Origin of the sequence: Mesorhizobium sp. Root552 (genome assembly GCF_001427285.1) — a bacterium.
Classification (GTDB): Bacteria; Pseudomonadota; Alphaproteobacteria; order Rhizobiales; family Rhizobiaceae; genus Mesorhizobium.
Genome location: NZ_LMFV01000008.1, coordinates 134,262 through 145,973 on the forward strand (window position 1 = coordinate 134,262; position 11,712 = coordinate 145,973).

The window sequence follows — 11,712 nt, forward strand, 5'->3', positions numbered from 1 at the left end:
GGTGCTGACCTAGGCACGAAGGGTAGTGGCTCCCGTTCACTTGATCCTGATGTGGGAGTGGCGGCCTTCGCCGTCGTGGTCATGTGTCTCGGCCTCAAGTTCCGCGGGGATCATGATCAAGCGGCCATGGCGGACGCCTCGTTCCGCGATGATCTGGTTTGCAACTGCCTGGACCTGGGCGGACTTCCCCTTCAGGACAGTGGCTTCCATGCAGTGGTCGTGATCGAGATGAACGTGGAGAGTCGACAGGACAAGCTGGTGGTTGTCGTGGAAAGTCCCTACGAGCCGCTTCGACAGGTCGCGTGCGGAATGGTCGAAAACATAGACGACTGCGGCAACGCAATCCTCGGCACCGGATGCATCCAGTATCGCTTCCTTCAAGCCCGAGCGGGTCAGGTCGCGGATAGCCTCCGAGCGGTTCTGGTAGCCTCTTGTCCGAATGATCTCGTCAAGCTCGGCCACCAGATCGTCGTCAAGGGTTATGGTGATGCGCTGCACATATTCCTCCAGAACGTGACCGAGCTGACCACCCAACAACGGCGTTCGCCCAAGTGAAGGCGTTCGATGCGTTCAGTTCAAGTCCCTTGGATGCAATATTCCGGGGCCGGTATCAAACCGGTTTGAGTTCTTGTCTCCGATCTTTGTCGACAAGCCGGGTTTCAAACGGCGGTTGTTGTTCGCACTGGGTGAACAGATCGATGGTCCCTATCGTCGGGTCGGCAGGCGCTGAAGCAAGCGTGGCTTTGACATGGTGTCAATGTTTTGTCCCCGAACCTACCCGTTTTGGGTATGATCATTTGTGTAAAAAATCATACTATGGATTGGGTTGCGTTTCTGACTTTTGGGAGGAAGTGGAATGCGGATATCCCGACATATCTGGGCGGCGACCGCTGTAGCCTGCCTCACCATCAATGGCGCATTTGCCGAGACACTCAAGTTTTCATGGCCTTCGAATGTTGGGCCGCTGAACCCGCATCTATACGGCCCGAACCAGATGTTCGCCCAGGCGATGGTTTACGAACCGTTGGTCAAGTATCAGGCCGACGGGACGGTCGTTCCGTGGCTGGCTGCATCATGGGAGGCTTCGGACGACGGCCGTATCTATACGTTTGCGTTGCGCCCCAACGTCAAATTCTCCAATGGCGACCCCTTCGATGCAGAGGCAGTCGTTGCCAACGTAAATGCCGTGCTGGCCAATCGCGCCCAGCATGACTGGCTCGAACTTGCAAACCAGATCGTTTCGGCGGAGGCGGTGGACGACCTGCATGTGCGGCTGACGCTCAAGGACCCGTACTATCCGCTATTGCAGGAACTTTCGCTTGCCCGGCCCTTCCGTTTCGTGGCGCCCTCGCAGTTCGAGAATGGAGGAACCAAGGACGGCATTGCCGCGCCTGTCGGTACCGGGCCCTGGAAACTGATTGAAACGCGCCTGGGCGAAAAGGATGTCTTTGCCCAGAACGGGAATTATTGGGGAGACAAGCCAGCTTACGATGAAGTCGAGGTCAAGGTCATTCCAGACCCCAACACCCGCGCCATCGCCTTCGAGACCGGAGAAATCGACCTGATCTACGGCGTTGGCGGGCAGATATCTCCCGATACGTTCCATCGTTTCAAGGCAATGGGCACGCTTACGGCGGAGTTGTCCAACCCGATGGAGACGAATGCGTTGGCCCTGAACACCAATCATGGGCCGACCGAGGACCTTGCCGTTCGCCAGGCGATAAACCATGCGGTCGACAAGGACACTATGATTGCCACGGTTCTTTACGGAACTGAAAAGCGCGCGGACACCTTGTTTGCGCCAAACGTGCCCTATGCCAATATCGGCCTGAAGCCCTACACCTATGATCCGACGTTTGCAGCCGAATTGCTGGACAAGGCTGGTTGGAAACTGGAACCGGGGGCTGCCGTGCGCAGCCGTGACGGCGTGCGCCTGTCGATTGAGTTGTGTTATGTCGGGACCGACGCCGTGTCGAAATCGATGGCCGAGATCGTGCAGGCCGACCTTGCAAAAATGGGCATCGAAGTCACTCTCATCGGCGAGGAAGAAAGCAGCATCGACGCTCGACAGAATGACGGGCGTTTCGGGATGATCTTCAACCGCACCTGGGGCGCTCCCTACGATCCCCACGCGTTTGTAAGTTCGATGCGGGTTCCGTCCCATGCAGATTACCAGGCGCAGCTAGGCTTGCACGACAAAGCCGAGATCGATGCGATGATCGGCAAGGTGCTGGTCTCGACCGACGAAAGGCAGAGGCAGGACATCTATCGGCAGATCATGACGCGGCTGCACGACGAGGCGGTCTACCTGCCGCTTACCTATGTGACCGCGATCGCCGTCGCACGGCCTGAGCTTGGTCCAATTCCGTTCGGAGCCATGTCCAGCGAAATTCCTTTCGAGAAAATCCATCCTAAGGGGATGTAGCCAATGTTCGCGTTTGCACTGCGTCGGCTTATCCTTCTGGTGCCGCTGCTGCTTGCGGCATCGCTGGTGATCTTCCTGCTTCTCAGGCTTGGCCCCAGCGACCCGGCGATGGATTATCTGCGCCTGTCGCGTGTCCCTCCGACGCCACAGGCGCTGGAGGAGGCCCGGCGGATGCTGGGCCTCGACCAGCCCATCGCAGCCCAGTACCTGGATTGGCTGTGGCGGGCCCTTCATCTGGACTTCGGAAACTCATATTCCACCCAGCGGCCGGTGCTTCCCGACCTGCTCTACTATCTCCCTGCGACGCTTCAGTTAGCAGGCGTTGCGTTGGTCCTGACACTGGGAATTTCATTCCCGCTTGGAGTGTGGGCTGCCCGCTACCGTGATCGTTTTCCCGATCAAGCCGTGCGCCTGTTGGCATTTTTCGGTGTCTCGATGCCGAATTTCTGGCTGGGATTTCTGCTTGTTCTCGTGTTCTCGGTCTACCTCGGCTGGCTGCCTCCGATGGGCATGGGCGGCTGGACCCACATCGTGATGCCGGCATTTGCCATCTCGCTGATGTCGCTGTGCATCAATGCGCGGCTGCTGCGGGCCAGCATGCTCGAAGTGAAGGGGCAACGGCACGTTACTTATGCTCGTCTGAGAGGACTTTCGGATATCTCCGTCGAGCGCTCGCATGTGCTCCGAAATGCGCTTTTACCGATCATCACCGCGACCGGCATGCATATTGGCGAACTGATCGGCGGAACGCTGATCATCGAGAGCATTTTCGGTTGGCCCGGTGTCGGGCGTTATGCCGTGTCGGCAATATTCAATCGCGACTATCCGGTTATCCAGTGTTTCACATTGCTGATGGTGGGCATATTCGTGCTCTGCAATCTCATCGTCGACATCGTCTATGCCTGGGCCGACCCGCGTATCCGACTTTCCGCGGAGGGCGTGCAATGAGCGATCTTGCGATAGCGGGGAGGGCACCTTCAGCAAGGGCTGGCCTTAAGCTGAGTTGGCCGACCAAGCTTGCCCTGGGAATACTGGCGCTTGTTTTGCTATGTGCCGTGTTCGGCAACTGGCTGGCGCCATATGATCCGAATGCGGTGAACCTGATCGGCAGGCTTCAGTCGCCAAATACCGCGCATTGGCTGGGCACGGATCATCTGGGTCGCGATATCCTGTCTCGCCTCATGGTCGGCACTCGCGTTTCCCTCGGCTCGGTCGCGCTATGCCTGCTGTTGATCCTTGTGGCGGGTATCATCGTCGGAGGTGCGTCCGGTTTAATCGGCGGGCGGACCGATCAGATCATCATGCGCATCACTGACGTGTTCCTGACGTTCCCGACACTCGTTCTCGCGCTGTTCATGGTCGGTATGCTGGGAACCGGACTTGTCAATGTCATCATCGCGATCACGCTGTCGCATTGGGCCTGGTACGCACGGCTCGTCCGGGGGATCGTACTGTCGCTGAAGCATCGCGATTTTATCCTGGCGTCCCGGCTTGCCGGGGCAAGCAGAGCGCAGGTGTTTATCAAGCACCTGCTGCCGGCAACGCTGTCGCAATTGCTGGTGCTGGCGACGCTCGATATCGGCCACATGATGCTGCATGTGTCCGGCCTGTCGTTCCTCGGGCTGGGCGTGACCGCGCCAACCCCCGAATGGGGCGTAATGATCAGCGATGCCCGCCAGTATGTCTGGACCGAGCCGCTGCTGATCCTGTGGCCCGGCCTTGCGTTGTTCTTCAGCGTGATGGCGTTCAACACGCTTGGCGATGCAATCCGCGACAAACTCGATCCCCATCTCAACGCGGAGCATGGACATTGACCAGTTCGACGCTTGCAATCGAAGGAATTTCCGTCGAGACCGCCCGGCATGGTTCGCCATTGGTGCTGGTAGATAACGTGTCGCTTATACTGGGCGCGGGCGAGGTTCTGGCACTCGTGGGCGCGAACGGATCGGGAAAATCCCTGACCTGCGCCGCAAGCCTGGATGTGCTGCCGCCCGGCACTCGGATGACATCCGGTTCGGTATCGATAGATGGCTCGGTATTGCAACGCTCCATGTTGCGGGCAAGACATATTGCAACGATCATGCAGAACCCGCGCAGCGCTTTCAATCCGGTGCGGACCATGCAGGAGCATGCGCGGGAAACCCTGTCGGCGCTCGGCATTCCAAAGGCGGAGGGGGACCAGCGGATACTGCAAGCGATCAGAGCCTCCGGCCTCGACGAACCGGAGCGGCTGCTTCGCCTGCATTCATTCGAAATGAGCGGCGGCATGCTCCAGCGCATGATGATTGCGCTCGCGCTTGCAACAGAAGCCCCGTTTCTGTTTGCCGACGAGCCCACCACCGATCTCGACCTCATCGTGCAGCGGGAAATTCTCGACCTTCTGGATCATCTCAAGCGGGAGCGCCGCCTCGGCATCCTTCTCGTGACACACGACATGGGGGTCGTGGCCAAGCTGGCCGACAGGGTTGCGGTCATGGACGGCGGGCGCATAGTCGAGACCGCGCCGGTCGCAGACATTTTCCTCGCGCCCCGTCACGTTACAACGCAGAGGCTCGTCGAAGCCCACCTTTCCCTCTACAACCTCAGCGGGGTTGCGGCATGAACCTGCTTGAAGCACGCGGGGTATCCAAAGCCTACCGGACATTTTCGCTGGTGGGCGCGACGAAGGCAAAGCCGGTTCTCAACGACATCTCGATGCAAATCGCGGCCGGCGAAACCGTTGCGTTACTTGGGCGCAGCGGATGCGGGAAAAGCACGCTTGCCAGACTGCTCGTCGGATTGGAACGGCCGGACGGGGGCGATATCCTGTTTGGCGAACGCTCCTTGACTTCCCTCGACAAGGCTGGATGGAGGAACCTGCGCAAAACCGTGCAGATGGTTTTCCAGGACCCGCTCGGTGCGGTCAATGCGCGCTCTACCGTGAAGGATATCATAGCAGAGCCGCTGAACTACCTTTGCGGCCTGACGGGGCAGGCGGCGGCGGAAAGGGTCCGGGATCTGCTTTCATCCGTCGGGTTAAACTGGGCCGAGGCGAACAAATTTCCCCATCAATTGAGTGGCGGCCAGTTGCAGCGCGTGTGCATCGCCCGGGCGCTGGCCCCCGATCCGAAGCTCATCATCCTCGATGAAGCGGTGTCGAACCTCGACCTGCATTTGCAAATCCAGATGCTCGATCTGTTCGAGGAACTGAGGCGCACCAAGAATGTCTCCTACCTCTTCGTCACCCATGATCTGCGGCTGGTCGAGAAATTCTGCGTGCGCGTGCTGGTGATGGACCAGGGCCGCATCGTCGAAGAAACGCCGGTTTCGGGCAGCCTTGCATTCTCTTCCGCCGAAGGACGGGCGTTGAGCGCGGCTGTTTTGCCACCGATGCCAAGGCAGCTGCTCGCAGCCGGCAGTTAGGTCATTTCCATTTACCCAAGAAATTCCGCAGCAATTTCCCGGCTCGCTCGACGGCGCCAAGTTGTAAGCCGGCAGCCGTTCTGTGCGGCAGTTCTGACCAAGATATCTACTCCCCCTTTCAGGGTATAACCCTCGATATCGCTTTGCCGTAGCCTGCATTCTCAACCAGCGACGAACTGTTTTCGCCAAACAAGACTTCGCGAAAATCGTGCTTGCCCTTTGTCTTTCTGTGTCGTCGCGAAAGGATCGGCAAAGTCCCCGGTGGCGGATTGCTGCGCCAGAAATGGCAATTCGCTATGCCCGGCCAATCACGCCCGCCGGAGATTTTCCGAGAGTGCCGAAGTGGAGAGGTCAATGCGGGCTCTCCAGCATCCGACTGTTGCAGACCAGTGAGACACCGATGGATACGGAGACTTGTCTTGAGATCGCAACATCGCCAGACGCCATGACCATGGCACCTGCGAAAACCGGAAACAGGCAACCCCGCCGAGCAGGAACCGAGGACAAAAGTAAAGCCTTCGCCTTTGCTGGCGGAGGGGTGGAGCCGGACGCGACTACCCGCCTTGACCGTGATGCCTTGTTGCAAGCTGCCATCGGCCGGGCGGTACGCAATTGCCGGCGGCGCTACGAACTCAATGGAGCCGACCTCGCCAAAGCCGCCGGCATTTCTCTGGGTATGTTGTCACGTATCGAGAACGGAACAGTTTCCCCGTCACTGGCCACCCTCAATGCCCTTGCTTCAAGTCTTGGAATTTCCATGACGGACCTGCTTTGCGGATACCGGGAGGAGAGGGAGGCTGTTTTCTTCGCGGCGTCTTCGAGTGCCGCCGGCCCGTTTCAGGCTTCTTCTTCATGTGGCCTGAAATGGGATTGCCAGAAGACGAATGTTTCGTTTGTTCATCTGACCGAGCCGTTTGAACGAATGCGGATGCCGCAGCATGAGGGCCTGCGCTTCCTGTACGCGCTGGAAGGGGAGCTTATCTATCGGCACGGCCCCAAACGCTTTCGAATGGCATGTGGTGACAGCCTGCTCTGCGATGCGGCGCTGCCCCAGGAAATCGAGCGCCTGAGCGCAACTCCGGCGCGCGCCATTTCGCTTGTTTCATTTCGATGACCGCTTGAGCTGGAGGACGCGCTTTCCGCGGCCATCCTACCCGGACTGGTAGATATACAGCCTTATGCCCGGTGGCATTATTGGCCGAACGAAGATCCAAGCCTGAACTTAACATGCGGAAGGACAGCCAATCATGCATCTGACTCTGCGAGAGGAGGAACGGATTCAAATCTGGGGGGCCGCGGAAATGGCGCGCCGCCGTTTGGATAAGGGACTTCGGCTGAATTATCCCGAGGCTGTTGCGCTGATTTCGGATGAAATTCTGGAGCGCGCACGCGAGGGCGTAATCCCCATGCTGACGGACATGATGGAGTACGGAGCGACCATCCTGAAACGCGAGCATGTCATGGAAGGCGTGCCCGAAATGCTGACCATCCTGCAGGTCGAAGCTCTTTTTCCCGACGGGACCAAGCTCGTTACCGTCATGAACCCGGTTCGTGACTGACGACAAGCCGTCATCGTGTCGCTCTCGTTTGCCAACTAGATTTCCTGGAGTGTTTAATCATGACAGCCAAGTGGTCACGTCCTCCGCTGCCGAAATCCGTCATTGCCGCAGAATCATTCGATGTCGGTGAGCCGTCAAAGGTCGGCCTGATTGAATTTGCGGATGGCGATATCGAGATCAATGCCGGTCGACGCACCATCGAATTGGTGCTGGTCAACACAGGCGATCGCCCGATCCAGATCGGTGCCCACTATCATATTGCGGAATGCAACCGCGCCATGGCCTTCGACCGCGAAGCGGCATTTGGCATGCATCTTGATATTGCCAGCGGCACTGCGGTGCGCTTCGAACCCGGCCAGAGCCGCAAGGTCCAGCTAACGACCTATGCTGGACGAGAAGTGGCTTACGGCATGAACAACATGACGAATGGCACGGTTCGCTCGGACATCATCAAGCAGCAAACGGTCCGACGCCTCAAGGAACATGGCTATTGCTTTGAAGGTGAAAGATTTCCCGTCAACACACCGCCAGATGCTCGCTTTGCGAAGTCATCCAAGAAAGCCACGAAGTAGAGCAAACAGGACGATACGGGAGATCAATCATGAGCATCAAGCTATCGAGGCCTGAATACGCGGTCCAATACGGCCCGACCAAGGGCGACAAGATCCATCTCGCCGATACCGGTCTGGTTGCGGAGATCGAGCACGATTTCACCACCTACGGCGACGAACTGGTGTTCGGTGGCGGCAAGACCATCCGCGACGGCATGGGCCAGGCTTCCAAATGGAAGGCCAGTGACGGTGCACTTGACCTGGTGGTCACCAATGCGGTGATCATCGACCCGGTGCTGGGGGTCGTAAAGGGCGACATCGGCATCAAGGACGGGCTGATCGTCGGCGTCGGCAAATCCGGCAACCCGGACACGATGAACATCACGCCGGGCCTGATCGTTTCGCCGAACACCGACATCCTTTCGGTCGAAGGGATGATCGTCACTCCGGGTTTCATCGACATCCACCCGCACTTCGATTCCGTCCAGCAGCTCTATGAGTATCAGGGCGCAGGCTTCACCACCGTGATCGGCGGCGGCTCCGGCCCCAAGACTGTGGGCATCGAATGCCCCGGCGTGTTCAACCTGCACCGGATGCTGGAGGCGATGGCGGATATTCCGCTGAACTTCGGCAATTTCGGCAAGGGTAACTCCGCGACCAAGGGTTCGATCGCGGAACAGGTCATCATTGGCGGCGCGACGGGCCTAAAGATCCACGAAGACTGGTCGTCGTCGCCGGCGTCGATCGAGGCCTGCATGGATCTGGCCGACGAACTCGATTTCCAGGTCCAGGTCCACGCCGATACTCTCAATGAGACCGGGTACTACGAAGACACGCTGGCGGCGATCAACGGCCGCGTCATGCACATCTATCACGCAGAAGGCGCTGGCGGCGGCAACGCTCCCGACATCATGCGCTGCGTGATGGAGCCGAACTGCCTGCCAAGCTCGACGAACCCGACCAATCCGTTCTCGATCAACACCTACGATGAAGAAATCGACATGTTGATCACCTGCCACAATCTCAACAAGCAGGTGCCGACCGACATGGCGTTCATCCAAGGCCGTGCGCGCGCCGAAACCATGCGTGCCGAAGACGTGCTGCACGACCTCGGCGCCATCAGTATGATCGGCTCCGACAGCCAGGGCGTCGGCCGGGCCGCAGAAAGCGCACAGCGCGCCTTCCAGCTCGCCGCCGTCAACAAGGTGCGCTTCGGGCGTCTGCCTGAAGACGGCGTGGGCAACGACAACTTCCGCATCAAGCGCTATCTGGCGAAGGTAACGATCAATCCCGCGATCACCTTCGGCGTGGACAGCTATGTGGGCTCGATCGCGCCCGGCAAGCTGGCCGATCTCGTGCTGTGGCGCCCAAAGATGTTCATCGCCAAGCCTGAGACGTCCGTGAAGGGCGGCTTCATCTCCCACGCGGTCATGGGTGATCCGGCAGGTTCGCTGATGACCTGCCAGCCCCTCAAGTATCGGCCGCAGTACGGTTCGCTCGGGGCCAACCCCTCTCGCACCAGCTATTCTTTCGTCACGAAGGCGGCGATCGATGCCGGTCTGGAGGGACGCCTGCGCAGCCACCAGACGCTCATGCCGGTTAAACGGACACGCACGATTTCGAAGCGGGACATGATCCACAACAACTACATGCCCAACATCGAGATCGATCCAGAAACATACAACGTCTACGTCGATGGACGGCGGATAACGGTCAAGCCGGCCAAGACCCTGCCGCTGACGCAGTTGTATTACTTCCGGTGACCCCATGACCATCATCACCAGCGTGATCGGGCACGTTTCGGAACTCAAGGCATCGAAGGAGATCGATCCGCTGGAACTAACCTCGGATGAACGTGCGTCGCCTCACTTTGCGGCGACCACGCGGTCCGGGCGCGAAATCCGCATATCCCTGCCTCGCGGGACGGAGCTTCAGGACGGTGATGTGCTGGGCTTTGACGACGATACAGCCATCGTCGTCAAGGCAAAGGACGAAGATCTCCTGTTCCTGAAACCGGGCTCCGACGCCATTGCATGGTGGGCCGCCTGCTACCAGCTTGGCAACTTCCATCGGCCTGCGCGGTTTCGTGAGGACGGTGTCCTGACGCCGAACGATCCGCTCGCAGCGCAGATGCTGGAGCGGCTGGGGATTGCGGTCGAACGCATTCACGCTCCATTCGTTGGGCGTCGGTTTGGCGCTGCCGGTGCCCATCACCATCATCACCACCATCATGAAGCGGACGGCCATCATGCGGACCGCCACCATAACCACTAAGGGCACGGTGCAGACCCACGGATCAAACAGCAATGGCGGCGACCGGCTACTGGCACTGTTGCAAGTGACGAATGCCGCCTTTCCAACCGGAGCCTTTACCCACTCTTACGGCTTCGAAACCTGGCTGCACGACGGAACCATATTGAACGCAAAAGATGCGGAGCAGCGCTGTATCGACTGGCTTCGCTTCAATCTGGCAACGGGCGATGCAGCAGGGGTGGCGCTCGCCTATCGCTCCTGCGTCTTCGACGACATGAAAGGCATCGAGGAAATCGACCGGCAGGTAGGCGCCATCAAGCTCAGCCGGGAAACCCGCACCGCTTCGGTGATGACCGGTTCTGCATTGATTACTTCCGGCAAGGATATTTTCGACTTGCCCCAGATCAGCCAACTCGCTGGGAAAGTCGCGTCAGGCGAGTGCGAGGGGCATCACGCCATTGTCTACGGTGCGCTGGCGTGCGGATTGGGCTTCAGCGAAAAGGAAGCGGTAACGAGTTTCCTGTGGGCCAGTTTTTCCAGCCTTGTGGGTGTCGTTCAACGACTGGTGCCGCTTGGGCAGACCGAGGCGCAGCGCATGGTGGCCAATGCGGCCACGCTGGTCGAGCATTGTTCTGAAATCGCCCGGACCCGAGAGTTGCGCCATCTCTCGTCATCGTTCGTCACTCTCGATATCGCGTCGATGCGCCATGAACGGCTGCAGACCCGGTTATGCATCTCGTAGAAGTGTGAAAGGATCAGCCTATGCGCAAACCTGTCCGTCTTGGCATCGCCGGCCCCGTCGGTTCTGGCAAGACCACGCTTCTGATCCAGCTCTGTCGAGAGATGGGCAAGCGCTACTCGATGGCAGTCATCACCAACGACATATTCACCCAGGAAGACGCAGAGATTGTTGCGCGCAGCGGAGCAATCGACCTTGAACGCATCGTAGGCGTGGAAACCGGAGGCTGTCCTGACCTGCCCCATTAGGGAGGTCCGCTGGATAAGTTAGAGTTCCGGCGGTTGAGGTCGCCAAGACTGGTCGACCTGGGTGAAGCGTAGAACATACCATTGCTGACCTGCCCCATTAGGGAGGTCCGCTGGATAAGTTAGAGTTCCGGCGGTTGAGGTCGCCAAGACTGGTCGACCTGGGTGAAGCGTAGAACATACCATTGCTGCGAGGCAATATGCTTTCCGGGGCTGGCGGGACATAGCCGAGCGAGCTGTGCGGCCTGATAGTGTTGTAATGCCGACGCCAGCGTTCGATCACGATCTGCGCCTCCTTCAGCGTGTAGAAGATTTCCCCATTGAGCACTTCATCGCGCAGCTTGCCGTTGAAGCTTTCGCAATACCCGTTCTCCCAGGGTGAACCGGGCTCGATGTAGAGCGTCTTCACACCGATGCGACCAAGCCACTCGCGAACGGCAGTGGCGGTAAATTCGCTGCCATTGTCGGACCGGATATGCTCTGGCGGACCATGCCTGGTGAACAGTTGGGCTAGTATCGCCAGGACATCGTCGCTTTT

Annotated in this window: 12 protein-coding genes and 2 pseudogenes; 12 read left to right on the forward strand and 2 right to left on the reverse strand. The window is 58.9% G+C overall.

Annotated features, from left to right (window positions below; translation table 11 throughout):
* Positions 1–36: 36 nt before the first annotated feature.
* Positions 37–498, reverse strand: coding sequence for a nickel-responsive transcriptional regulator NikR (gene nikR, locus ASD50_RS05180; protein ID WP_056237034.1), 462 nt, complete (start codon positions 496–498; stop codon positions 37–39).
* Positions 499–856: 358 nt separating this feature from the next.
* On the opposite strand from nikR, the gene nikA reads away from it, so the two are divergent.
* The 12 genes and pseudogenes from nikA to ASD50_RS05240 form a co-directional block, all read left to right on the forward strand.
* On the forward strand, positions 857–2,425 hold the full coding sequence (nikA, locus tag ASD50_RS05185) for a nickel ABC transporter substrate-binding protein (RefSeq protein WP_056236969.1): 1,569 nt from the start codon (positions 857–859) through the stop codon (positions 2,423–2,425).
* A 3-nt stretch (positions 2,426–2,428) separates the two neighbouring features.
* Positions 2,429–3,373, forward strand: a complete 945-nt coding sequence (gene nikB, locus ASD50_RS05190; protein ID WP_056236971.1) for a nickel ABC transporter permease subunit NikB — start codon at positions 2,429–2,431, stop codon at positions 3,371–3,373.
* Entirely contained in the window at positions 3,370–4,239 is an 870-nt protein-coding gene (gene nikC / locus ASD50_RS05195; protein WP_056236973.1) for a nickel ABC transporter permease subunit NikC, read from the forward strand. The genes nikB and nikC overlap by 4 nt, the downstream gene beginning before the upstream one ends.
* Positions 4,236–5,027 carry an ATP-binding cassette domain-containing protein gene (locus ASD50_RS05200; RefSeq protein ID WP_056236976.1) on the forward strand — a complete coding sequence of 264 codons (792 nt, stop codon included), beginning with the start codon at positions 4,236–4,238 and terminating at the stop codon, positions 5,025–5,027. Before nikC ends, ASD50_RS05200 begins: the two co-directional genes overlap by 4 nt.
* Positions 5,024–5,827 carry a nickel import ATP-binding protein NikE gene (nikE, locus tag ASD50_RS05205; RefSeq protein WP_056236978.1) on the forward strand — a complete coding sequence of 268 codons (804 nt, stop codon included), beginning with the start codon at positions 5,024–5,026 and terminating at the stop codon, positions 5,825–5,827. The genes ASD50_RS05200 and nikE overlap by 4 nt, the downstream gene beginning before the upstream one ends.
* A gap of 400 nt (positions 5,828–6,227) precedes the next feature.
* Positions 6,228–6,941, forward strand: coding sequence for a helix-turn-helix domain-containing protein (locus tag ASD50_RS05210; protein WP_162251986.1), 714 nt, complete (start codon positions 6,228–6,230; stop codon positions 6,939–6,941).
* Between the two features lie 133 nt (positions 6,942–7,074).
* Positions 7,075–7,386 (forward strand): urease subunit gamma, encoded by a 312-nt coding sequence (locus ASD50_RS05215; RefSeq protein WP_056236984.1) that lies wholly within the window; start codon positions 7,075–7,077, stop codon positions 7,384–7,386.
* Between the two features lie 146 nt (positions 7,387–7,532).
* Positions 7,533–7,817, forward strand: a pseudogene (locus tag ASD50_RS24215) (urease subunit beta); the annotation flags it as partial.
* A 170-nt stretch (positions 7,818–7,987) separates the two neighbouring features.
* The gene (gene ureC / locus ASD50_RS05225; RefSeq protein WP_056236987.1) at positions 7,988–9,700 is read left to right on the forward strand and encodes an urease subunit alpha; all 1,713 of its coding nucleotides are present in this window, start codon (positions 7,988–7,990) and stop codon (positions 9,698–9,700) included.
* Positions 9,701–9,704: 4 nt separating this feature from the next.
* On the forward strand, positions 9,705–10,211 hold the full coding sequence (locus tag ASD50_RS05230) for an urease accessory protein UreE (RefSeq protein ID WP_056236989.1): 507 nt from the start codon (positions 9,705–9,707) through the stop codon (positions 10,209–10,211).
* A complete protein-coding gene (locus ASD50_RS05235) occupies positions 10,129–10,932 on the forward strand; it encodes an urease accessory protein UreF (RefSeq protein ID WP_056236992.1) in 804 nt (267 codons plus the stop codon). The genes ASD50_RS05230 and ASD50_RS05235 overlap by 83 nt, the downstream gene beginning before the upstream one ends.
* A gap of 20 nt (positions 10,933–10,952) precedes the next feature.
* A pseudogene (locus ASD50_RS05240) lies at positions 10,953–11,162 on the forward strand (GTP-binding protein); the annotation flags it as partial.
* A gap of 112 nt (positions 11,163–11,274) precedes the next feature.
* On the opposite strand, the gene ASD50_RS05245 reads toward ASD50_RS05240, so the two are convergent.
* Positions 11,275–11,712 (reverse strand): integrase core domain-containing protein (locus tag ASD50_RS05245; RefSeq protein WP_244484437.1); only part of this gene is annotated, 438 nt, incomplete at its 5' end.